The following is a 21,620-nucleotide window of genomic DNA, read 5'->3' as shown; positions in this document are numbered from 1 at the left end:
TGTGCGCAACAGGATGAAGGTATCCAGTCAAGTTACCAATCCCTATACAAAAATAATTCGGAATATATTAACCCGTTTGACCTTTTATCGGGCTCGGACGCTTTATCTATAGGGGAAGTTTCATGTTTCTTCCACCTGCAGGTCCCGCAAGGGTGGACAACAATACGGCAGGTTTGTGCCGATTTTATTTCTGCGCGCAAACGAAAAAGGCCACTCTTGCGAGTGGCCTTCTACGATATTTGGTTGCGGGAGCCGGATTTGAACCGACGACCTTCGGGTTATGAGCCCGACGAGCTACCAGACTGCTCCATCCCGCGTCTGTGGGGGCGGATTCTACAGCACGGCGGCCGGGTGTCAACCGTTAATCCAGTGCTGCGACAAACTGGCGCGCTTTAGGCAAGTCTTTGAAGTGCTTAGGAATTCATCAATCTCCGTAGCAGCTGCCGAAGGCTGCGTCCAGGAGCGACGCAGCCTTCGGCAGCTGCTACGGGATGCAAAATACACGCGCACAAAAAAGGCCACTTTTTCAAGTGGCCTTCTTTGATGTTTGGTTGCGGGAGCCGGATTTGAACCGACGACCTTCGGGTTATGAGCCCGACGAGCTACCAGACTGCTCCATCCCGCGTCTGTGGGGCGGATTCTACAGCACAGCGGCAGTGTGTCAACCGTTAACTCCTTGAACTACCAAATAATTCCCGTAGCAGCTGCCGAAGGCTGCGTCCAGGAGCAACGCAGCCTTCGGCAGCTGCTACGGGGGAGCGTATTATTTGAAACAAACGGAAACAAAAAAGGCCACTTTTTCAAGTGGCCTTCTTCGATGTTTGGTTGCGGGAGCCGGATTTGAACCGACGACCTTCGGGTTATGAGCCCGACGAGCTACCAGACTGCTCCATCCCGCGTCTGTGGGATTGATTCTACAGACTTCCCCAGGCGTGTCAAACGCCCGCTGCAGGAAAAGTCTTTTCGTTCAAGCGCTTAGCACTCCGAAAAAAGGCTGCGAGGCAGGCGGGGCGGGGGTTTCAGCCCTATCGTAAGGCGCTGTTCAATTAAAAAAATAAATATCGGATCCGCCTTGGGTTCGCCATGGCGGCAGGCTGGGTGAGATACTGGTCAGCGTTTCGTACGAAAACGCCTCCTTTATACACAGACACATTTGGGCCATGACGCAGCGCAAAATCATCCACGTCGACTGTGACTGCTTCTACGCCGCCATCGAAATGCGCGACGACCCCAGCCTGGCCGGCAAGCCGTTGGCCGTGGGTGGTTCGGCGGACCGGCGCGGCGTGATTGCGACCTGCAACTACGAGGCCCGCGCCTATGGCGTGCGTTCGGCCATGTCGTCGCGCCACGCGCTCAAGTTGTGCCCCGACCTGACCATCGTCAAGCCGCGCATGGAGGCCTATAAGGAAGCGTCGCGGGAAATTCATGGCATTTTCCGCGAGTACACCGACCTGATCGAGCCGCTGTCGCTGGATGAGGCCTACCTGGACGTGTCGGAGTGCGCGCACTTTGCCGGCAGCGCCACCCGCATTGCCGAGGATATTCGCCGCAAGGTGTCGCGGCGGTTGCACATCACCGTCTCGGCCGGGGTTGCACCCAACAAGTTTCTCGCCAAGATCGCCAGCGACTGGCGCAAGCCCAACGGCCTGTTTGTGGTGACGCCGCGGGAGGTGGAGGACTTTGTCGCCGCCTTGCCGGTCAGCAAGCTGCATGGCGTGGGCAAGGTCACCGCCGACAAGCTGGCACGCCTGGGCATCAGCAGCTGCCTGGAGCTGCGGGACTGGAGCAAGCTGGCCCTGGTGCGCGAGTTCGGCAGCTTTGGCGAGCGGTTGTGGGGGCTGGCCCGTGGCATCGATGAGCGCCCGGTGCACAACGACAGCCGCCGGCAGTCGATCAGCGTGGAAAACACCTACGACACTGACCTGCCGGACGTGGAGGCCTGCCTGGCGAAATTGCCGGAGCTGATGGAAACCCTGGCCACGCGCATGGCGCGCATCGACAGCAGCTACAAGCCGGGCAAGCCGTTCGTGAAGGTCAAGTTTCATGATTTCAGCCAGACCACCCTGGAGCAGGCAGGGGCGGGCAGGGACCTGGACAGCTACCGACAGCTGTTGAGCCAGGCGGTGGCGCGCGGCGGCAAGCCAGTGCGCCTGCTGGGAATTGGCGTGCGCCTGCAGGACCTGCGTGGCGCGTTGGAGCAGTTGGAGTTGTTTGGTGAGAATGGGTAACGGCTGGACGCCGCCTGGCGGCAGCTGCTACACGTGATCCCGTAGCAGCGGCCGCAGGCCGCGTCCATCTGCGTCCCGGCTACAAGCCGGGATCAGCCACCAGGCGCCCCGCGTCGCGGGTCAGCGAGCGCAGGAATTGCTGTTGCAGTTCCGGATCGTTGCGGGTCAGCTCGATCAGGCTCTGCTCCAGTTCGCTGGCTTCCTCTTCCATGCCCAGGTCGGACAGGCGCTTGACCCGGTGCACCCACTGGCGCACGTCCTCGCCTTCGAGGTCGTCGTAGATCAGGCCATGGGCCTCCACCAGCTTGCCGCGCAGGTCACTGCCCAGCCCCAGCGTCGCATCGGCGCGCACGTTGTCGTCGGCGTCCTCGACGCTGATCTTCAGCTGGTTGACGTTCTTCAGGTCCTGGTCAGCGAAGGGGCTGTCCAGCAGGTTGATCTTGAGCACGCCGTTGCGGTCGGTGGTCAGCTCATAGGTCTGCTTGCCCGACTGCACGTCCACCGGGCGCTCGCTCCAGGGCAGGCTGGTGGTTTCCAGGCGCTTGTCTTTCTGCACCTGGTCGACACCCGCGAGATTCTGTTGCGCGCGGCCGTTGGACTGCACGTTCATGAACGGGTTGAGGCCGGCGAAACCGTAGTTGATCCAGTCCTTGGTGACGCTGTCAGGCAGTTGCCCGAACATCAGCACGTTCACCACGTTGGCGCCGACGCCGGCGACCACCGCCACCGCGCCCAACGGCACTTCGTACAACTCGCGCCAGGGCTGGTAGGGCGTGTAGCGATCGTAACGGCGGGTTACCTCGAATTCGGTGACTTCGAAGGTCTTCTGTTCGTGGATGCGCACCCGCCGTTGCGGCAGCTCCAGGGCCGCCGGGCTGCCGGCGTCGATCTGCAGGCTGTGGTCGATCAGCTTGCGCTCCACGCGCTCGTCATGTTCGCTGCGCTGGGACATGTGGTTGGCACAGCCGCCCAGCAGCAGAGCACCGCACAAGGCGGTGCTCCCCAGTTTTAAGCCACTTCGCTTGTACATGGTTTCCCTGAGTCTGGATCAGCGACGCACGCGGGCCTGGATGAACGACAGCACGTCGGCGACCGGAATGGCCTGGGCCTCGCCTTCGGTGCGGCTCTTGTATTCCAGGTTGCCTTCGGCCAGGCCGCGGTCGCTGACGACGATGCGATGCGGAATGCCGATCAGCTCCATGTCGGCAAACTTGATGCCGGGGCTGGTCTTCTTGTCGCGGTCGTCCAGCAGCACTTCGAAGCCTGCGGCGGTCAGGTCGGCGTACAGCTTGTCAGTCGCCTCGCGAACCTGCTCGGTTTCGTAGCGCAGCGGCACCAGGGCGATCTGGAACGGCGCCAGGGTGTCGTTCCAGATGATGCCGCCGGCGTCGTTGTTCTGCTCGATGGCCGCAGCCACCACGCGCGACACGCCAATGCCGTAGCAACCCATGGTCAGGGTGACCGGCTTGCCGTTCTCGCCCAGCACCTGGCACTTCATCGCTTCGCTGTACTTGGTGCCCAGCTGGAAGATGTGGCCCACTTCGATGCCGCGCTTGATTACCAGGGTGCCCTGGCCGTCCGGGCTTGGGTCGCCCTCGACGACGTTGCGCAGGTCGGCGACTTCCGGCAGCGGCAGGTCGCGCTCCCAGTTCACGCCGAAGTAGTGCTTGTCGTCGATGTTGGCGCCCACGCCGAAGTCACTCATCAGTGCTACGGAGCGGTCGATGATGCACGGCAGCGGCAGGTTCAGCGGGCCCAGGGAGCCAGCGCCGGCGCCGATGGCGTCACGCAGTTCGGCGTCGCTGGCCATGACCAGCGGGCTGGCAACCAGTGGGTGGTTGCCGGCCTTGATTTCGTTCAGCTCGTGGTCGCCACGGACCACCAGGGCGATCAGCTTGCCTTCTTCGGCGGCGTGCACGATCAAGGTCTTGACGGTCTTCTCGATGGCCAGGCCGAAGTTTTCCACCAGCTCGGCGATGGTCTTGGCGTTCGGCGTGTCGACCAGGCGCAGTTCCTCGGTGGCGGCGCCACGTACGGTTTCGCGCGGGATGGCCTCGGCCTTCTCGATGTTGGCGGCGTAGTCGGACGTGTCGCTGAAGACGATATCGTCTTCACCGGACTCGGCCAGCACGTGGAACTCGTGGGAGCCGGCGCCGCCGATCGAGCCGTTGTCGGCTTCCACCGGGCGGAACTTCAGGCCCAGGCGGGTGAACACGTTGCAGTAGGCCTGGTGCATGCGGTCATAGGTCTGCTGCAGCGAGGCCTGGTCGGCGTGGAAGGAGTAGGCGTCCTTCATGATGAATTCGCGGCCGCGCATCAAGCCGAAGCGTGGACGGATCTCGTCACGGAATTTGGTCTGGATCTGGTACAGGTTGATCGGCAGCTGCTTGTAGCTGTTGAGCTCGTTGCGCGCCAGGTCAGTGATGACTTCTTCGTGGGTTGGGCCGGCGCAGAAATCACGACCGTGGCGGTCGTTCAGGCGCAGCAGCTCAGGGCCATACTGTTCCCAGCGGCCCGATTCCTGCCACAGCTCGGCAGGCTGGATGCCGGGCATCAGCACTTCCAGGGCGCCGGCGGCGTCCATTTCCTCGCGCACGATGTTTTCCACCTTGCGCATCACGCGCAGGCCCATCGGCAGCCAGGTGTACAGGCCCGAGGCAAGCTTGCGGATCATGCCGGCGCGCAGCATCAGCTGGTGGCTGATGACGACCGCGTCGTTGGGGATTTCTTTCTGGGTGGCGAGCAAATATTGACTGGTGCGCATGATAGGCCGTGTCTGTTGCTGAATTTTATCGAAGCTGGGCATTGTACGGTGCACGCCCGGCGACGTACAGGGTAGCGGTCATGAGGTGTCGCGAGCAAAAGAAAGCCCGGCGTGCGCCGGGCTTCTTTATATAGCTGTCGTTACCGCTGGCGAGTGCCCTGTGGTTACAGGATCGACAGTGGGTAGTCGACGATCAGGCGGAACTCGTCGACGTTGCCTTCGGCCTGGTCGGCGTTGCCGCGGTGCCAGGCTTGGCGGATACGGAAGGACAGGTCTTTGGCTGGGCCTTCCTGTACTACGTATTTGGCCTCGACGTTGGTCTCGTGGTGCTTGCCGTCTTCACCGTAGCCGTAGGCGCGGTAAGGGCTGTCAGCAGCCATCTTGGTGCCGTCGATGTCATCACCGTGGGCGTAACGAGCCATGAAGCTCAGGCCAGGCACGCCGAAGGTAGCCATGTTCAGGTCATAACGAGCCTGGAACGATTTCTCGCCTGGGCCGTTGAAGTCGGAGTATTGGATGGAGTTGGCGAGGAAGATCGAGTCGCCACCGCGGTTGTTGTCACCCACACCGATGTAGTCGAACGGGGTGTCGCCGTTGACCTTCTGGAAGCCCAGGGTAATGGTGTGTGCCGACAGGAACGAGTAGGCAGCCGACAGCGAGAACGTGTTGTTGTCGATGGTGCCTGCTTTCGCGCTACCGGTGTCGGTGGTGCGGTAGTAGTTGAAGTCGAAGGTCAGCGACTGGGTATCAGCCAGTGGCAGCACGTAGTTCAGGTTGGTGTAGTACTGGTTCCAGATGTCTTCCAGCTTGGCGCCATACAGCGAAGCGGTGAAGTTGTCGTTGAACGCATACTTGCCGCCAGCGTAGTCGATCGAGTCGGCTGGCACGTTGGCGTAGGTGGCCCAGAGGGAGCCATCACGGTTGGTGCTGCTTTCGCTCGAAGCCGAGTAGAAGTGACCGCCTTCCAGGTCCAGGCCCTTGATCTCGCTGCTCATCAGGGAGATACCCGACGCGGTCTGCGGGGTCAGGCGCGAGCCGCCCACGGCGAATACCGGCGCGGTGCTTGGCTGCTGGTCACCGATTTTCAACATGGTCTTGGAGACGCGGAACTTGATCGCGGCGCCGGCCTTGCCGTAGCTGTCGTTCGGGCCGTCTTCGCCCACGGTCAGGTTGTTGGTGCCGGTGGTGCCTTTGGAGCCGTCCAGTTTCAGGCCCAGGTAGCCGAACGCATCGATACCGACGCCGATGGTGCCTTGGGTGAAGCCGGAGGTGAATACGCCCTGGATGCCCTGGGTCCAGTCAGCCGACTTGTGGTCGGAACCGAACGAGTAGCGGTTGAAGTAGTAGTTGCGCAGCAGCATGTTCAGGGTGGCGTCTTCGACGAAGCCCTTCGAGTCTGCTTGATCGCTAACGAATGCTGCGGCGCTGGCCAGCTGCGTGCTAGCTGCGGTAACTGCCAGTGCGATTGCGCTCCACTTAATCACTTTCATCGTGATTTGCTCCTTTGGTTTTTAGGAAGAGTACTGCCGTCCCACCTGGTTTATTATCTGGGCGGCTCTTTCTTTTTGTGTCGGCGTGAACTTATATCACGCTGACGCTTTATGGCGATACTTCTAAGCTCAATCGTCCGGCTTCTTCTCGAGCCTGTCGCAAAAACTTCCGTCCGTGTCGCAAACCACAGCTTCGGGTAACACAAGCTGCACAACTACAGCGCTGTTTTCAAGGGGGCGAGCATAGGAAAAATGGTTCTAAGCTCCTGCCTGAAAACTCCTTGGTCTTCCGTGCAGCTGTTGTTATTTGTCGCAAGTCATCCCGTCCCGGGCTGCCTGCCGACTTGGGTGGGTAGGAATGCAACAAGCGCGCCCAAACGTGCCAGAGCATGACATTTCTTTCACTTTTTTTGCGGTAGGGCCCTGCCGCCTCATGAAATCGGGGGTGCGCCGGGGAACTTGACGCGGTGGTGAAGATCGGGTGCGCTTCCAGGGCGTGACGGAAACGTTACCGTTGTCGTGCGCAAGTGGGAACTTGGCGGATGACTGGCGCACTGGCATTACTCACTCCGGTCTATTTTGGTGCGAAAAGTAGCGGTTGCCCCAGGCAGCCTAGCCCACAGTTGCACTTTGGCAAACCGCCCCGCCGGACGGGAGTGTTTCCGAATTAAACGATTGCGCGGCGGGCTCTGGCGGGAGGTGAGGGGCCGGCCAAAAAAGCTTGAAGGGAAGGTGGTTTTTTGGTGCGTCACGCACTGTAGTGGTGCGATTTTCAAAGGTCCTGGCGACCCTTCTCCGGAGGCGCCAGCACGTTCTCCGTGAACGCAGGAGTGATCGCGGGTATCCTGTCGGTGCATGGTCCCTCCTGGTTCATGGGGCTAAAAAAATTTTCACCTTGCCGGAGATCTCGCGGTGTTTTCTTTAGATTCGCGCCTGCAGCACGACACCCACGTCATCGGGGATTTTCCCCTGAGCCGGCTGCTGCTGAGCAACGACGCCAACTATCCATGGTTTATCCTGGTGCCACGCCGCGACGGTATCAGCGAGCTGTTTCAGCTCAATGACACCGAGCAACTGCAACTGTGGGAAGAAACCAACTCTCTGGCGAAACTTCTTCACCAACATTTCTCAGCCGACAAGATGAATGTCGCCACCCTGGGTAACGTTGTCAGTCAGTTACATATGCACGTCATAGTTCGTTACAAGGAAGATGCCGCATGGCCGGCGCCGATCTGGGGCAAAGTTGTTGGCCAGCCTTACAGCGCAGAACAAGTAGTGGCTATTCGCGAGCGGCTGAAAGGGCTGTTGCCGGCGGACTTCGTGTTCCTGGAGGCTCATGATGACGCTTGAGGCGCGGGTAATGGAGCTGGAGAGTCGCCTGGCGTTCCAGGATGACACCATCCAGGCGCTCAACGACGAGCTGGTGCAGCAGCAGCGGCAAGTGGAGCGCCTGCAGTTGCAGATGGCCGCCTTGCTCAAGCGCCAGGAGGAGATGGTGGGGCAGTTCGGTGTCAGTGAGCATGAGGCGCCGCCGCCGCACTATTGAGCGCCGCCCCGTCGCGGTGTCCGGGACGCTGCCTGGCGGCAGCTGCTACGGGGGGGATTTGCAGGCATAAAAAAACCGCGCCAGGCGCGGTTTTTTTGTGGCTGGCGATCAGCGCCGCGGCGAGGCGGCGATCACGTCTTCGGCCTGCAGGCCCTTGTCGCGGTTCATGACCGAGAACTCGACGCGCTGGCCTTCGACCAATACACGGTGGCCCTCGCCACGAATGGCGCGAAAGTGCACGAAGATGTCATCGCCCGAATCGCGGGAGATAAAGCCGAACCCCTTGGAAGTATTGAACCACTTCACGGTGCCGGTATCGCGGTTGCTCATGTCGTAGGACGGCGCGGCAGCGGCAGGCGACGACTTGTAGAAGCTGACCGCCAGGTGTACCAGCACCGCCAGCACCGCGCAGGCCAGGCCTGGCAGTTGCGCCGGGAAGCCGGCGATGGTCGGCCATTCGGCCAGCAGGGCCACGGTCTGCGTCACTACGGCCAGGATCAGCAGCACGCTGACCAGGTTTTGCGCCTGATGGCGAGGGCCTTTGTTCCAGTAGGGAATCACTGGGGCCAGGGTCAGGTTGAGCAGGCCGAACAGTGCCAGGTAGATAGCTTCGGGTTGTTGCAGGTAAGGCACGGCTTCGGCCCGCAGGCTGGGTATGAACGACAGCAGCAAGGCTGCAGCGCCCGTTAGGAGGTGAACAATTTTCAACATTTTATTTAACTCACGTTCAGACGGATCACGAGGAAGAGCTGGCACGACACGGTGCGCATCGGAACAAAATGAGACGCAGTTCACGGGGCGGGCTCAGCCTGTGCGCACGCACGCAATGAAGGTGTACGTGGCACAGGTGTTCTATTTAACAGCAAAGCCGGTAGGTACTCAAATCAGCGCATCGGACGGTCATTTCGACGACGAGTCACCAAACGTTTGCGGTCTGCCTGCAGGGTGGTGTGGCGCTGCAATAAGAACAGGCTGCTGATGTTGTAGGGGGCGCGCCATTTACCAGTAGGGCTACTTGTTGGTCGGCGATTAAAACATTCGGTTGGCGCGCGCGTGGTGAGCCGCTCGCCGCGAAGCCGGGCGTCGGCCTGCAGGCACCAGCCAGCTTGGCTTTAAGCTGCATGGGCAGGGTTTTGAAGTGGTGTTGAGGTAAATAATTTACTTGTGTTTGGCGGCGTGTTCCTACGGTTTGAAGTGGCGCTTCCGCTGGTTGTAGATATTTAGTTAGGGCTTCATGGGGAGAGGGAATTGCTAAAACTGTAACTGTTTTTTCTCAGTGTTGTTTTACACAAGGATGTGGTGATGAATATGCCCAGCGAAATACTTCCAATTAGTCGAACAGTGGCCAGAACGGGAAAGATACCCCATGATCCTTTTCTTGCGGATTTCAATATGCAATTGGCGCAGCCTTTGTCGCGGTCGGTGCGGCTGAACGGCTTTGCCACCTGCCTGCGCCTGGAGTCGGTGTACTGGAAGGTGCTGGAGCGCATCGCCAGGGCCAATGGCTGTTCGGTCAATGCCATCCTGTCCCACGTCGATCGCGAGGTGCACCTGCGTCACGGTGGGGTAAAGAACTTCAGCGGGCTGGTGCGCGTGGTCTGCGTGGTGCACCTGCTCGAACGGTGTGCCAGGGCCCAGTGAGCGGGCTTGTAGGGGGAGGGCGACATTCGGGGTGTCGTCACGGCTGCACAGGCGCGCGGTATAAGGATATAATCCCGCTCTTTGCCGCAAAGTGCGGCCTGTGCCGTGTACCTGCTTGCCGAGACGTTCCCATGCCCATGTATGACTATCAATGCGCTTCCTGTGGTCACCAGATGGAAGTCATCCAGAAGATCAGTGCGTCGCCGTTGACGGACTGCCCGGCCTGCCAGGCCCCGGAGCTGAAGAAGATGCTCTCCATGCCAGGCTTTCGCCTGAGTGGCACGGGCTGGTACGAAACCGACTTCAAGACCGGCAGCAAAAAGAATCTGGCGGGTGGCGACAAAGCCGATTGAGTTGAACTGCACCCGCAGGGTCTTGCACTATTAGGCCAGCCAAGGCTTGCAAGGCCTTCCCCGAATACCGAATACGAGAAGCGAAACCACCATCATGATGCGCAGCCATTATTGCGGCCAACTGAACGAGACCCTGGACGGTCAGGAAATCACCCTTTGCGGCTGGGTCCACCGCCGTCGTGACCATGGCGGGGTTATCTTCCTCGATATCCGTGATCGTGAGGGCCTGGCCCAGGTGGTCTTCGACCCGGATCGCGCCGAGACCTTCGCCGCCGCCGACCGCGTGCGCAGCGAATACGTGGTCAAGGTCACCGGCAAGGTGCGCCTGCGCCCGGCCGGTGCCGGCAACGCCAACATGGCTTCGGGCATGATCGAAGTGCTGGGCTACGAGCTGGAAGTGCTGAACGAAGCGGAAACCCCGCCGTTCCCGCTCAACGAATACTCCGACGTCGGTGAGGAAACCCGCCTGCGCTACCGCTTCATCGACCTGCGTCGTCCGGAAATGGCCGAGAAGCTGCGCCTGCGTTCGCGCATGACCACCAGCATCCGTCGCTTCCTGGACGAGAACGGCTTCCTCGACGTCGAGACGCCGATCCTGACCCGCGCCACCCCTGAAGGTGCCCGCGACTACCTGGTGCCTAGCCGTACTCACGCCGGCAGCTTCTTCGCCCTGCCGCAATCGCCCCAGCTGTTCAAGCAGCTGCTGATGGTGGCCGGCTTCGACCGCTACTACCAGATCGCCAAGTGCTTCCGCGACGAAGACCTGCGTGCCGACCGTCAGCCTGAGTTCACTCAGATCGACATCGAGACCAGCTTCCTCAACGAGGAAGACATCATGGGCCTGACCGAAGGCATGATCCGCAACCTGTTCAAGGAAGTGCTGGACCTGGAATTCGGCGAATTCCCGCACATGACCTTCGAAGAGGCCATGCGCCGCTACGGTTCCGACAAGCCGGACCTGCGCAACCCGCTGGAGCTGGTTGACGTTGCCGACCAGCTGAAGGACGTTGAATTCAAGGTGTTCAGCGGCCCGGCCAACGACCCTAAATGCCGCGTTGCTGCCCTGCGCGTGCCTGGCGGCGCGAGCATGCCGCGCAGCAAGATCGACGACTACACCAAGTTCGTTGGCATCTACGGTGCCAAGGGCCTGGCGTACATCAAGGTCAACGAGCGCGCCAAAGGCGTCGAAGGCCTGCAGTCGCCAATCGTCAAGAACATCCCTGAAGCTGCGCTGAACACCATCCTGGACCGCGTTGGCGCGGTCGATGGCGACATCGTCTTCTTCGGCGCCGACAAGGCCAAGATCGTCAGCGAGGCCCTGGGCGCGCTGCGTATCAAGGTTGGCAACGACTTCAACCTGCACACCTGCGAATGGGCACCGATGTGGGTCGTTGACTTCCCGATGTTCGAAGAGAACGAAGACGGCAGCTTCACCGCGCTGCACCACCCGTTCACCGCGCCGAAGTGCTCGCCTGAAGAGCTGGAGGCCAACCCGGCCACCGCCCTGTCGCGCGCCTACGACATGGTGCTGAACGGCACCGAGCTGGGTGGCGGTTCGATCCGTATCCACCGCAAGGAAATGCAACAGGCCGTGTTCCGCCTGCTGGGCATCAACGAAGCCGAACAGGAAGAGAAATTTGGCTTCCTGCTGGACGCCCTGAAGTACGGCGCACCGCCGCACGGTGGCCTGGCCTTCGGCCTGGACCGCCTGGTGATGCTGATGACCGGCGCCCAGTCGATCCGCGAAGTGATCGCCTTCCCGAAAACCCAGAGCGCCGCGTGCGTGATGACCCAGGCCCCTGGCCTGGTCGACGCCAAGGCCCTGCGCGAGCTGCACATCCGCCTGCGCGAACAGCCCAAGGCTGAGTAAGAGCTGCACCAGAGCGCATCTTCGGATGCGCTTTTTACATGGCAGAGGGTTCTGCCTCCCCATCCAAAGTGGGGCACTGTTCCTGTGGGAGCTGGCTTGCCAGCGAGTTTTCAGGGCTTTCCAAAAAGCTCGCTGGCAAGCCAGCTCCCACAAAAAACACCTCCAGGTGTTTTGAAAAAAGAATTTCGGAGTTGTTATGGCTGGCCATTCCAAGTGGGCGAACATCAAGCACCGCAAAGAGCGTCAGGATGCCAAGAGAGGCAAGATCTTCACCAAGTGGATTCGTGAGCTGACCGTCGCTGCCCGTCAGGGTGGCGGCGATCCGGGCTCCAACCCGCGCCTGCGCCTGGCCCTGGACAAGGCCCTGGGCGCCAACATGAGCCGCGACATCATTGACCGCGCGGTAGCGCGCGGCACGGGCGCCGCGGCCAGCGACGACGTGGTCGAGCTGACCTACGAAGGCTACGGCCCGGGCGGCGTGGCGGTGATGGTCGAGTGCATGACTGACAACCGCAACCGCACCGCGGCAGCCGTGCGCCATGCGTTCAGCAAGTCGGGCGGCAACCTGGGTACCGACGGTTCGGTGGCCTACCTGTTCGAGCGCAAGGGCCAGATCAGCTTTGCCACCGGCACCGACGAAGACGCGCTCATGGAAGCGGCGATGGAAGCCGACGCCGACGACGTGACCACCCACGAAGACGGCTCCATGGACGTGTTCACCTCGTTCGCCAGCTTCTACGCAGTGCGCAACGCCCTCGAAGCGGCGGGCTTCAAGTCCACCGACGCCGAGATCGTCATGGTGCCGAGCACCAGCGCCGAGCTGGACCTGGATGGCGCGGAAAAGGTCATCAAGCTGATCGACATGCTCGAAGACCTGGATGACGTACAGAACGTCTATTCCAACGCGCAGATCCCGGACGAGGTAATGGAAAAGCTCGGCTGATCCCGCGCCACGTTCTACTCTTGAGGCCGGAGCAGCAGAATCGCGTTGAACAACGCGACTTTGCCGCTCCGGTTTCTGCTTTTTCGGCACCCTTCGAGCTGCAGGCTTTATGACGTTAATTCTTGGTATCGACCCCGGTTCGCGCATTACCGGCTACGGCGTGGTGCGCGACACCGGGCGCGGGTGCGAGTACGTGGCTTCGGGCTGCATCCGCACCGGCAGCGGCGAACTGCAGGAGCGCCTGCAGATCGTCTTCCGTGGCGTGCGCGAGGTTATCCAGACCTACGGGCCGGTGACCATGGGCATCGAGAAGGTGTTCATGGCGCGCAACGCCGACTCCGCCCTCAAGTTGGGCCAGGCCCGTGGCGCCGCCATCGTCGCGGCCATGGAGGAGGGCCTGGAAGTGGCCGAGTACACCGCCACCCAGGTCAAGCAAGCCGTGGCCGGCACTGGCGGCGCCAACAAGGAACAGGTGCAGATGATGGTCATGCACCTGCTGAAACTGGTGGCCAAGCCGCAGATCGACGCCTCCGACGCCCTGGCCATTGCCCTGACCCACGCGCACACCCGTTCCAGCCTGATTCCCCACGGCCTGGGCACCGCCCGCAGCCGCGGTGGGCGCCTGCGGCTCTGATAGCATTATCTGCTGAAGATTTTTGACTTGCATGGCCCGCCGGGCCTGCAATGATGGCGAGCATTGCTTGCCTGGTATCGAACATAGGATTGAAACGTGATTGGACGCTTGCGCGGCACCCTGGCGGAAAAGCAGCCGCCGCACCTGATTCTCGACGTCAACGGCCTGGGCTACGAGCTGGAAGTGCCGATGACCACGCTGTATCGCCTGCCGCCGGTCGGGCAAGCGGTGACTTTGCATACCCATCTGGTGGTGCGCGAGGATGCTCAGTTACTCTACGGCTTCTTCGAGAAGCGCGAGCGCGAGCTGTTTCGCGAGCTGATCCGCCTCAACGGCGTGGGCCCCAAGCTGGCCCTGGCGCTGATGTCGAGCCTGGACGTGGATGAGCTGGTGCGTTGCGTGCAGGCCCAGGATGCGTCGGCGCTGACCAAGGTGCCGGGCGTGGGCAAGAAAACCGCCGAACGCCTGCTGGTCGAGCTCAAGGACCGCTTCAAGGCCTGGGAAACCGCGCCGGCGATGTTCGAACTGATGCCTACCGGGCCTAATACCGCGGCGCCGGTGCCAAGTGCCGAGAGCGACGCCGTGAGCGCGCTGATCTCCCTGGGCTACAAGCCCCAGGAGGCCAGCAAGGCCGTTGCCGCCATCAAGACCAAAGGCCTGAGCAGCGAAGAGCTGATCCGCCACGCCCTGAAGGGAATGATTTAAGTGATCGAAGCCGACCGCCTGATTGCCGCCACCAGTGGCCGCGACCGGGAAGAACAACAGGACCGGGCCATTCGCCCGCTCAGCCTGGCCGACTACATCGGCCAGCCCACCGTGCGCGAGCAGATGGAACTGTTCATCCAGGCCGCCCGCGGGCGCAACGAGTCCCTGGACCACACCCTGATCTTCGGCCCGCCGGGCCTGGGCAAGACCACCCTGGCGAACATCATTGCCCAGGAAATGGGCGTGTCCATCAAGAGCACCTCGGGCCCGGTGCTCGAGCGCCCCGGTGACCTGGCCGCGCTGCTCACCAACCTCGAACCGCACGACGTGCTGTTCATCGATGAAATCCATCGCCTGTCGCCCATCGTCGAGGAAGTGCTGTACCCGGCCATGGAGGACTTCCAGCTGGACATCATGATCGGCGAAGGGCCGGCGGCGCGCTCCATCAAGCTCGACCTGCCGCCGTTCACCCTGGTGGGTGCAACCACCCGCGCCGGCATGCTCACCAACCCGCTGCGCGACCGCTTCGGCATCGTCCAGCGCCTGGAGTTCTACAGCACCGCGGACCTGGCCACCATCGTCAGCCGCTCGGGCAATATCCTCGGCCTGCCGGTGGAAGACGAGGGCGCCTTCGAAATCGCCCGTCGTGCCCGCGGCACCCCGCGTATCGCCAACCGCCTGCTGCGCCGCGTGCGCGACTTCGCCGAGGTGCGGGGCAAGGGCCATATCACCAAGCCCATCGCCGACCTGGCGCTGAACCTGCTGGACGTCGACGAACGTGGCTTCGACCACCAGGACCGGCGTCTATTGCTGACCATGATCGAGAAGTTCGACGGTGGCCCGGTGGGCGTCGACAGCCTGGCCGCGGCCATCAGCGAGGAGCGCCACACCATCGAGGACGTGCTGGAGCCGTACCTGATCCAGCAGGGCTACATCATGCGCACCCCGCGCGGCCGGGTGGTCACCCGTCATGCGTACCTGCATTTCGGCCTGAACATTCCCAACCGCCTGGGTGAAATGCCGGCCAGCGAGCAGTTCGTCGATCCGGCTGACGAATAACGCCATGGTGGCGATTTAATTGGAGTTTTTGCGGTCCTAGGGTGCGAGCAGTGTTTTGCCCTACCTGAACGGCGCAAAAACGATGAAAAAACAGTTGCCTGGCCGGATTGGCAACCTGAGGAGTAAGCACTAGAGTATGCGCGCGCAAAATGGGGTTGAGTCGTTCGCACATCGCTGTCGCGTCTATTACGAGGACACCGATGCGGGCGGCGTCGTTTATTACGTCAACTATCTCAAGTTCATGGAGCGGGCACGCACCGAAAGGCTGCGTGGGCTGGGGTACGTGCAGTCGGTTCTGGCACGCGAGAACCTGCTGTTCGTGGTGCATTCCAGCGAGGCGCGCTACCTGGTGCCGGCCCGCCTGGACGACGAGTTGCTCGTCACTGCGCAAGTAATTGAATTGAACCGTGCCAGTCTGCGCTTCAAGCAGCAGGTCTGGCGCGCAGCGGATATGACGCTGCTCTGCGAAGGGCAGTTTTTGGTGGCCTGCGTGCGCGCCGATACTTTCAAACCCCGGGCCATTCCCGAAGCTCTGCGCGCGGCCTTCGCCGCGGCAGACGGCCCGGGTACACACTCACAAGCAGGAGATTAAGCGTGGAAGCTAACGTCGTCGACCATACCTCCATGTGGAGCCTGGTCAGCAATGCCAGCGTGGTTGTACAGCTGGTGATGCTGATTCTGGTAGCCGCATCGGTCACTTCATGGGTCATGATTTTCCAGCGCAGCGCACTGATTCGTGCCGGCCGCCGGGCCCTGGACACCTTCGAGGAGCGTTTCTGGTCGGGCATCGACCTGTCCAAGCTGTACCGCCAGGCGGGCAGCAACCCGGACCCGGATTCGGGTGTGGAGCAGGTCTTCCGCGCCGGCTTCAAGGAGTTCTCGCGCCTGCGCCAGCAGCCCGGCGTCGACCCTGACGCCGTGATGGACGGCGTCGGCCGTGCCATGCGCGTGGCCATCTCCCGCGAGGAAGAAAAGCTCGAGCAGACCCTGCCGTTCCTGGCCACCGTGGGTTCGGTCAGCCCCTACATCGGCCTGTTCGGCACCGTGTGGGGCATCATGAACTCCTTCCGCGGCCTGGCTGGCGCCCAGCAGGCCACCCTGGCCACCGTTGCCCCAGGTATTTCCGAAGCCCTGGTGGCCACCGCCATCGGCCTGTTCGCGGCCATTCCGGCGGTTATCGCCTACAACCGCTTCGCCGCCCGCAGCGAAACCTTGATCAGCCGTTACTACACGTTCGCTGACGAGTTCCAGGCCATCCTGCACCGTAAAGTGCACACCAGCGAAGAGTGAGCAGGTAATTACCCATGGCCCGAGTTCGCCAGAAACGCAAGCCGGTCGCCGAGATGAACGTGGTGCCCTACATCGACGTGATGTTGGTACTGCTGGTTATCTTCATGGTCACCGCACCGATGCTCAACCAGGGCGTGAAGGTTGACCTGCCCAAGGTTTCCAGCGAAGCCTTGCCGCAGGACAACAACACCCAGGTCCTGACCATTTCGATCAAGGCCGACAAGACCTACTACTGGAACCTTGGCAGCGAAGTCGACGCCGACAAGGTGCAGGACAAGGCGATGACCCTGCCTGCCATGACCGACGCCGTCACCAAGATCATTCGCGCCGGCAACGAAGGCGGCAAGCGCACCCAGGTGTTCATCCGCGGCGACAAGTCCGTGGACTACGGCGCCGTGATGGGCGCCATGGGTGGGTTGCAGAAGGCGGGTGTCGGTAACGTTGGCCTGATTACCGAGGCGCCCTGATGCGACAACGAGAGCCCTCCGCCTCGGAAAGCTATTTCTGGCCCAGTGTCTGGGCCATTGCCCTGCATATCCTGATTTTTGGCATGCTGTTCGTAAGCTTCGCCATGACCCCGGATCTGCCCCCTGCCAGGCCCATCGTTCAGGCTACGCTGTATCAGCTGAAGTCCAAGAGCCAGGCCACCACCCAGACCAATCAGAAGATTGCCGGGGAGGCCAAGAAGTCGGCTGCCAAGCAGACCGAAGTCGAGCAGATGGAGCAGAAGAAGGTCGAGCAGGAGAAGCAGGAGCAAGCTGAGAAGGCCGCGGAACAAAAGCAGGAAGAAGCCGCTCAAAAGGCCCAGGAAGCCAAGAAGGCCGATGACGCCAAGAAGGCTGCTGCCGACGAGGCCAAGGCGGCCGCGGCGGATGCTGCCAAGAAAGCCGACGACGCCAAGAAAGCTGCCGAAGCCAAGAAAGCCGAGCAGGCCGACATAGCCAAGAAGAAAGCCGAGGAAGCGGCGAAGGAAAAGGCCGAGGAAGACGCGAAGAAGGCTGCCGAGGCTGCGAAGAAAGCCGCCGAGGACGCCAAGAAGAAAGCCGCTGACGACGCCAAGAAAGCCGCCGAAACTGCGCAAGAGGCGAAGAAGAAAGCCGCCGAGGATGCGAAGAAGGCTGCGGCCGACGACGCCAAGAAGAAGGCCCAGGCAGCAGCCCGCAAGGCCGCTGAAGACAAGAAGGCGCAGGCCTTGGCCGACCTGTTGTCCGATACGCCGCAGCGTCAGCAGGCGTTGGCGGACGAGCAGGGCGACCAGACCGCCGGCAACTTCGATGACCTGATCCGTTCCCGTGCCGCCGAAGGCTGGACCCGTCCGCCCTCCGCGCGCAAGAACATGACGGTCGTGCTGCAGATCAACATGTTGCCTGACGGCACCGTGACCAACGTGACCGTGGCCAAGTCCAGCGGTGACGGTCCGTTCGATGCGTCGGCAGTGGCAGCGGTCAAGAACATTGGTCGTTTGACCGAAATGCAGGGCCTGAAACCCAGTGATTTCAACCCTTACCGCAATTTCAAGATGACATTCACCCCTGAGGACCTTGCCTTGTGATTAACCTTCTTCGAGGACTGCTGGTTGCACTGTGCTGCGTCGCAGCCGTTGCCCAGGCAGATGAAAAGAACATTCTGGTCACCAGCGGCAGCGACCGGGCCACCCCGATCGCCGTCGTGCCGTTCGGCTTCCAGGGCGGCTCCGTGCTGCCCGAGGACATGGGCCAGATCATCGCCAACGACCTGCGCAACTCGGGTTACTACTCGCCGATCGACAAGCAGAACATGATCAGCACCCCGTCGCAGCCAAGCGAAGTGGTATGGCGCGACTGGCAGGCCCTGGGCGCCCAGTACGTGATGGTCGGCAGCATCGTGCCCGCCGGCGGCCGCCTGCAGGTGTCGTATGCACTGCTCAACGTCAGCAGCCAGCAGCCCGTGCTGACCGGCAGCGTGTCGGGTAGCGTGGACCAACTGCGCGACATGGCCCACTACATCTCCGACCAGTCGTTCGAGAAGCTGACCGGCGTGAAAGGCGCGTTCTCCACTCGCCTTCTTTATGTAACTGCCGAACGCTTCAGCACCAACAGCACCCGCTACACCCTGCAGCGCTCGGACTACGACGGCGCCCGCGCCGTGACCCTGCTGCAATCGCGCGAGCCGATCCTGTCGCCACGCTACGCCCCGGATGCCAAGCGCATTGCCTACGTGTCGTTCGAACAGAAGCGTCCGCGCATCTTCGTGCAGAACGTCGACACCGGTGCCCGCCAGCAGATCACCAACTTCGAAGGCCTCAACGGTGCCCCGGCGTTCTCGCCTGACGGCAGCAAGCTGGCGTTCGTGCTGTCCAAGGACGGCAACCCGGAGATCTACGTGATGGACCTGGCCTCGCGTAACCTCACCCGCCTGACCAATGATCCGGCCATCGACACCGAACCGTTCTGGGGCAAGGATGGCTCGACCATCTACTTCACCTCCGACCGCGGTGGCAAGCCACAGATCTACAAACAGTCGCTGGGCGGTGGTGGTGCAACTCGCGTGACCTTCATTGGCAACTACAACGCCAACCCGAAACTGTCGGCTGATGAAAAGACCCTGGTGATGATCCACCGTCAGGATGGTTTCACCAACTTCAAGGTGGCCTCGCAGGACCTGGAACGCGGAACTGTAAAGATCCTCACAGATTCAAGTCTTGATGAGTCGCCTACTGTTGCGCCCAACGGCACCATGGTAATCTACGCCACCCGCCAGCAGGGCCGGGGAGTCTTGATGCTCGTGTCGCTAAACGGCCGCGTGAGGCTCCCGCTTCCTACCGCTCAAGGCGAAGTCAGAGAACCGTCCTGGTCCCCTTACCTGAACTGACGCGGCGCTACACGTTTTACTTAACACATTGGGGTTCATTAGGAGTTTCACGATGGAAATGCTGAAGTTTGGTAAGTTTGCTGCGCTGGCTCTGGCCATGGCCGTAGCTGTAGGTTGCTCTTCGAAAGGCGGCGACAACGCTGGTCAAGCAGCTGTTGACCCTAACGCTGGTTACGGCGCAAACACCGGTGCCGTTGATGGCTCCCTGAGCGAAGAAGCTGCTCTGCGCGCAATCACCACCTTCTACTTCGAATACGACAGCTCGGACCTGAAACCAGAAGCCATGCGCGCTCTGGACGTCCACGCTAAAGACCTGAAAGCCAATGGCGCTCACGTCGTACTGGAAGGCAACACCGACGAACGCGGTACCCGCGAGTACAACATGGCTCTGGGCGAGCGTCGTGCGAAAGCCGTTCAACGCTACCTGGTCCTGCAAGGCGTTTCGCCAGCTCAGCTGGAAATCGTTTCGTACGGCGAAGAGCGTCCAGTTGCAACTGGCAACGACGAGCAGTCGTGGGCTCAGAACCGTCGCGTCGAACTGCGTAAGTAATTCGATATGCGAACGTGCCGCCGTGCTGTAACTATTCTGGCTCTTGCCCTGCCACTCGTGGCCTGGGCAGAGGTTCCTGTGGTTGATGGTGATGGTACCAACGGTACCAGCAGTACTCCGCCATCGGGTTATGGCACGAGCGGCGCCTACGCTGATGCCGGGGCGCAAGCCCCGGTTTCCGCGCAGGGCCAGCTGTTCATGCAGCTGCAACAAATGCAGGAAGACATCGCGCGTCTGCGCGGACAGGTCGAAGTCCAGCAAAACGATATCCAGCAGCTGAAACAGCAGAGCCTGGAGCGTTATCAGGATCTCGATCGTCGCATTGGAACCGGCACTGCACCTGCAGCCGCCGCACCTTCCGAGAATTCTCCAGCCGGTGGCGATATCAACGCCGCTGGTTCGCCGGTACCTCCGTCAGCCGCCCAGGCGCCTGCCGCAAGCACCGAGCCGGGTGACCCGGCAAAAGAAAAGTTGTACTACGATGCCGCCTTCGACCTGATCAAGGCCAAGGACTTCGACAAAGCCAGCCTGGCGTTCGCCGCCTTTCTGCGCAAATACCCCAACAGCCAGTACGCAGGCAACGCCCAGTACTGGCTGGGTGAGGTGAACCTGGCCAAGGGTGACCTGCAAGGCGCCGGCCAGGCCTTCGCCAAGGTCAGCCAGCTGTACCCGAAACACGCCAAGGTGCCTGATTCGCTGTACAAACTGGCCGATGTCGAGCGCCGCCTGGGTCATACCGACCGGGTCAAGGGCATCCTTCAGCAGGTTGTCAGCCAGTACCCTGGTACTTCCGCTGCGCAGTTGGCCCAGCGCGACCTGCAGAAAATGTAAGCTGGCACTGCCAACTTGAAGAAACCCGCGCTTGCCGCGGGTTTTTTCGTTAGAATTGTTGCCCTTTTATTCGAACACGCTTCCCTGGACTACGCGTTTGCGGGTTCATCGAAGTGCCCAACGGAGGCGGTCAGCCTGTTTAGCTGTCACGCCCGTGGACCCTATGCAAGACACACTACGCATTACCGAAGTCTTCTACTCGCTGCAGGGGGAGACTCGTACGGCGGGCCTGCCCACGGTTTTCGTGCGCCTGACCGGCTGCCCCCTGCGCTGCCAGTACTGTGACAGCGCCTACGCCTTCACCGGCGGCACCATTCGCACCCTCGATTCGCTGATGGAGCAGGTGGCCGGCTTCAAGCCGCGCTACGTCTGTGTCACCGGCGGCGAACCGCTGGCCCAGCCCAACGCCATTCCCCTGATCGCGCAGCTGTGCGATGCCGGCTATGAAGTGTCGGTGGAAACCAGCGGCGCCCTGGACATCTCCAAGGTCGACACCCGCGCCAGCCGCGTGCTGGACCTCAAGACCCCGGCGTCGGAAGAGTCGCACCGCAACCGCTACGAGAACATCGAACTGCTGACCCCCAATGACCAGGTCAAGTTCGTGATCTGCTCGCGGGACGACTACGATTGGGCGGTCTCCAAGCTGATCCAGTACGGCCTCGACCGTCGCGTCAGCGATGTACTGTTCTCGCCGAGCAAGGGCCAGTTGAACGCCACCGACCTTGCCGACTGGATTGTCGCCGACAACCTGCCGGTACGCTTCCAGGTGCAACTGCATAAACTGCTGTGGAACGACGAACCCGGCCGCTAAGGTCCCGTAGCAGCGGCCGTCAGGCCGCGTCAGGCCGCACCGCGGCGCCTGTGAC

General features: G+C 61.6%; 22 protein-coding genes and 3 tRNA genes. 18 read left to right on the top strand and 7 right to left on the bottom strand.

The window, feature by feature from the left end:
• Nucleotides 1-240: 240 nt before the first annotated feature.
• The 3 genes from AC0J42_RS23940 to AC0J42_RS23930 form a co-directional block, all read right to left on the bottom strand.
• Nucleotides 241-317, bottom strand: a tRNA-Met gene (locus tag AC0J42_RS23940).
• A 231-nt stretch (nucleotides 318-548) separates the two neighbouring features.
• A tRNA-Met gene (locus AC0J42_RS23935) sits at nucleotides 549-625 on the bottom strand.
• A 197-nt stretch (nucleotides 626-822) separates the two neighbouring features.
• Nucleotides 823-899 (bottom strand) — tRNA-Met (locus AC0J42_RS23930).
• Between the two features lie 261 nt (nucleotides 900-1,160).
• Here AC0J42_RS23930 and dinB point away from each other — a divergent pair.
• Nucleotides 1,161-2,228 carry a DNA polymerase IV gene (gene dinB / locus AC0J42_RS23925; RefSeq protein WP_473004152.1) on the top strand — a complete coding sequence of 356 codons (1,068 nt, stop codon included), beginning with the start codon at nucleotides 1,161-1,163 and terminating at the stop codon, nucleotides 2,226-2,228.
• Between the two features lie 79 nt (nucleotides 2,229-2,307).
• Here the strand turns inward: dinB and AC0J42_RS23920 are convergent, their stop codons facing one another.
• From AC0J42_RS23920 to AC0J42_RS23910, 3 genes are all read right to left on the bottom strand, one after another.
• A complete protein-coding gene (locus AC0J42_RS23920) occupies nucleotides 2,308-3,258 on the bottom strand; it encodes a hypothetical protein (protein ID WP_416426310.1) in 951 nt (316 codons plus the stop codon).
• 18 nt (nucleotides 3,259-3,276) lie between these two features.
• On the bottom strand, nucleotides 3,277-4,992 hold the full coding sequence (locus tag AC0J42_RS23915; protein ID WP_416426309.1) for a proline--tRNA ligase: 1,716 nt from the start codon (nucleotides 4,990-4,992) through the stop codon (nucleotides 3,277-3,279).
• 164 nt (nucleotides 4,993-5,156) lie between these two features.
• Nucleotides 5,157-6,482 (bottom strand): OprD family porin, encoded by a 1,326-nt coding sequence (locus AC0J42_RS23910; RefSeq protein ID WP_416426307.1) that lies wholly within the window; start codon nucleotides 6,480-6,482, stop codon nucleotides 5,157-5,159.
• A gap of 912 nt (nucleotides 6,483-7,394) precedes the next feature.
• On the opposite strand from AC0J42_RS23910, the gene AC0J42_RS23905 reads away from it, so the two are divergent.
• Both AC0J42_RS23905 and AC0J42_RS23900 read left to right on the top strand, forming a co-directional pair.
• The gene (locus AC0J42_RS23905; protein ID WP_473004149.1) at nucleotides 7,395-7,832 is read left to right on the top strand and encodes an HIT domain-containing protein; all 438 of its coding nucleotides are present in this window, start codon (nucleotides 7,395-7,397) and stop codon (nucleotides 7,830-7,832) included.
• A complete protein-coding gene (locus AC0J42_RS23900; protein WP_416427451.1) occupies nucleotides 7,822-8,028 on the top strand; it encodes a SlyX family protein in 207 nt (68 codons plus the stop codon). Before AC0J42_RS23905 ends, AC0J42_RS23900 begins: the two co-directional genes overlap by 11 nt.
• A gap of 108 nt (nucleotides 8,029-8,136) precedes the next feature.
• On the opposite strand, the gene AC0J42_RS23895 is transcribed toward AC0J42_RS23900, so the two are convergent.
• The gene (locus AC0J42_RS23895) at nucleotides 8,137-8,739 is read right to left on the bottom strand and encodes a cold shock domain-containing protein membrane protein (protein ID WP_416426303.1); all 603 of its coding nucleotides are present in this window, start codon (nucleotides 8,737-8,739) and stop codon (nucleotides 8,137-8,139) included.
• A gap of 597 nt (nucleotides 8,740-9,336) precedes the next feature.
• Between AC0J42_RS23895 and AC0J42_RS23890 the strand changes: the two genes are divergently transcribed.
• The 15 genes from AC0J42_RS23890 to queE all read left to right on the top strand — a co-directional run bounded on the left by AC0J42_RS23890 (nucleotide 9,337) and on the right by queE (nucleotide 21,565).
• A complete protein-coding gene (locus AC0J42_RS23890) occupies nucleotides 9,337-9,669 on the top strand; it encodes a ribbon-helix-helix domain-containing protein (protein ID WP_416427450.1) in 333 nt (110 codons plus the stop codon).
• A gap of 131 nt (nucleotides 9,670-9,800) precedes the next feature.
• Nucleotides 9,801-10,022: an FmdB family zinc ribbon protein gene (locus AC0J42_RS23885; protein ID WP_027978767.1), complete on the top strand. Its 222-nt coding sequence runs from the start codon at nucleotides 9,801-9,803 to the stop codon at nucleotides 10,020-10,022.
• Nucleotides 10,023-10,116: 94 nt separating this feature from the next.
• Nucleotides 10,117-11,892: an aspartate--tRNA ligase gene (aspS, locus tag AC0J42_RS23880; protein WP_416426301.1), complete on the top strand. Its 1,776-nt coding sequence runs from the start codon at nucleotides 10,117-10,119 to the stop codon at nucleotides 11,890-11,892.
• A 196-nt stretch (nucleotides 11,893-12,088) separates the two neighbouring features.
• Nucleotides 12,089-12,835, top strand: a complete 747-nt coding sequence (locus AC0J42_RS23875; protein ID WP_416426299.1) for a YebC/PmpR family DNA-binding transcriptional regulator — start codon at nucleotides 12,089-12,091, stop codon at nucleotides 12,833-12,835.
• A 109-nt stretch (nucleotides 12,836-12,944) separates the two neighbouring features.
• Entirely contained in the window at nucleotides 12,945-13,469 is a 525-nt protein-coding gene (gene ruvC / locus AC0J42_RS23870) for a crossover junction endodeoxyribonuclease RuvC (protein WP_416426297.1), read from the top strand.
• A 96-nt stretch (nucleotides 13,470-13,565) separates the two neighbouring features.
• Complete coding sequence (gene ruvA / locus AC0J42_RS23865) at nucleotides 13,566-14,174, top strand: Holliday junction branch migration protein RuvA (RefSeq protein WP_416426296.1); 609 nt, start codon at nucleotides 13,566-13,568, stop codon at nucleotides 14,172-14,174.
• On the top strand, nucleotides 14,175-15,233 hold the full coding sequence (gene ruvB, locus AC0J42_RS23860; protein ID WP_416426295.1) for a Holliday junction branch migration DNA helicase RuvB: 1,059 nt from the start codon (nucleotides 14,175-14,177) through the stop codon (nucleotides 15,231-15,233).
• A 136-nt stretch (nucleotides 15,234-15,369) separates the two neighbouring features.
• Entirely contained in the window at nucleotides 15,370-15,825 is a 456-nt protein-coding gene (gene ybgC / locus AC0J42_RS23855) for a tol-pal system-associated acyl-CoA thioesterase (protein ID WP_473004145.1), read from the top strand.
• A gap of 2 nt (nucleotides 15,826-15,827) precedes the next feature.
• Nucleotides 15,828-16,523 (top strand): protein TolQ, encoded by a 696-nt coding sequence (tolQ, locus tag AC0J42_RS23850; protein WP_027978760.1) that lies wholly within the window; start codon nucleotides 15,828-15,830, stop codon nucleotides 16,521-16,523.
• A 14-nt stretch (nucleotides 16,524-16,537) separates the two neighbouring features.
• Nucleotides 16,538-16,990 carry a protein TolR gene (gene tolR / locus AC0J42_RS23845; RefSeq protein ID WP_008366529.1) on the top strand — a complete coding sequence of 151 codons (453 nt, stop codon included), beginning with the start codon at nucleotides 16,538-16,540 and terminating at the stop codon, nucleotides 16,988-16,990.
• Nucleotides 16,987-18,075 carry a cell envelope integrity protein TolA gene (tolA, locus tag AC0J42_RS23840; RefSeq protein WP_416427449.1) on the top strand — a complete coding sequence of 363 codons (1,089 nt, stop codon included), beginning with the start codon at nucleotides 16,987-16,989 and terminating at the stop codon, nucleotides 18,073-18,075. The genes tolR and tolA overlap by 4 nt, the downstream gene beginning before the upstream one ends.
• A complete protein-coding gene (tolB, locus tag AC0J42_RS23835; protein WP_416426292.1) occupies nucleotides 18,072-19,373 on the top strand; it encodes a Tol-Pal system beta propeller repeat protein TolB in 1,302 nt (433 codons plus the stop codon). Before tolA ends, tolB begins: the two co-directional genes overlap by 4 nt.
• Nucleotides 19,374-19,425: 52 nt before the next feature.
• Nucleotides 19,426-19,923 (top strand): peptidoglycan-associated lipoprotein Pal, encoded by a 498-nt coding sequence (gene pal / locus AC0J42_RS23830; protein WP_027978757.1) that lies wholly within the window; start codon nucleotides 19,426-19,428, stop codon nucleotides 19,921-19,923.
• Nucleotides 19,924-19,929: 6 nt separating this feature from the next.
• A complete protein-coding gene (gene ybgF / locus AC0J42_RS23825; protein WP_416426291.1) occupies nucleotides 19,930-20,754 on the top strand; it encodes a tol-pal system protein YbgF in 825 nt (274 codons plus the stop codon).
• Nucleotides 20,755-20,917: 163 nt separating this feature from the next.
• Entirely contained in the window at nucleotides 20,918-21,565 is a 648-nt protein-coding gene (gene queE, locus AC0J42_RS23820; protein ID WP_416426289.1) for a 7-carboxy-7-deazaguanine synthase QueE, read from the top strand.
• Nucleotides 21,566-21,620: the final 55 nt, after the last annotated feature.

Source organism: Pseudomonas sp. Tav-5-1A, assembly GCF_055755055.1.
This window is presented reverse-complemented; position numbering and strand designations above follow the sequence as displayed.

Coding starts and splice junctions, on each gene's coding strand:
- AC0J42_RS23895 (WP_416426303.1), bottom strand. CDS start 8,739: ATGTTGAAAATTGTTCACCTCCTAACGGGCGCTGCAGCCTTGCTGCTG.
- AC0J42_RS23890 (WP_416427450.1), top strand. CDS start 9,337: ATGCCCAGCGAAATACTTCCAATTAGTCGAACAGTGGCCAGAACGGGA.
- queE (WP_416426289.1), top strand. CDS start 20,918: ATGCAAGACACACTACGCATTACCGAAGTCTTCTACTCGCTGCAGGGG.
- ybgC (WP_473004145.1), top strand. CDS start 15,370: ATGCGCGCGCAAAATGGGGTTGAGTCGTTCGCACATCGCTGTCGCGTC.
- AC0J42_RS23875 (WP_416426299.1), top strand. CDS start 12,089: ATGGCTGGCCATTCCAAGTGGGCGAACATCAAGCACCGCAAAGAGCGT.
- ruvC (WP_416426297.1), top strand. CDS start 12,945: ATGACGTTAATTCTTGGTATCGACCCCGGTTCGCGCATTACCGGCTAC.
- aspS (WP_416426301.1), top strand. CDS start 10,117: ATGATGCGCAGCCATTATTGCGGCCAACTGAACGAGACCCTGGACGGT.
- tolR (WP_008366529.1), top strand. CDS start 16,538: ATGGCCCGAGTTCGCCAGAAACGCAAGCCGGTCGCCGAGATGAACGTG.
- AC0J42_RS23910 (WP_416426307.1), bottom strand. CDS start 6,482: ATGAAAGTGATTAAGTGGAGCGCAATCGCACTGGCAGTTACCGCAGCT.
- AC0J42_RS23920 (WP_416426310.1), bottom strand. CDS start 3,258: ATGTACAAGCGAAGTGGCTTAAAACTGGGGAGCACCGCCTTGTGCGGT.
- dinB (WP_473004152.1), top strand. CDS start 1,161: ATGACGCAGCGCAAAATCATCCACGTCGACTGTGACTGCTTCTACGCC.
- AC0J42_RS23885 (WP_027978767.1), top strand. CDS start 9,801: ATGCCCATGTATGACTATCAATGCGCTTCCTGTGGTCACCAGATGGAA.
- pal (WP_027978757.1), top strand. CDS start 19,426: ATGGAAATGCTGAAGTTTGGTAAGTTTGCTGCGCTGGCTCTGGCCATG.
- AC0J42_RS23900 (WP_416427451.1), top strand. CDS start 7,822: ATGACGCTTGAGGCGCGGGTAATGGAGCTGGAGAGTCGCCTGGCGTTC.
- AC0J42_RS23915 (WP_416426309.1), bottom strand. CDS start 4,992: ATGCGCACCAGTCAATATTTGCTCGCCACCCAGAAAGAAATCCCCAAC.
- ybgF (WP_416426291.1), top strand. CDS start 19,930: ATGCGAACGTGCCGCCGTGCTGTAACTATTCTGGCTCTTGCCCTGCCA.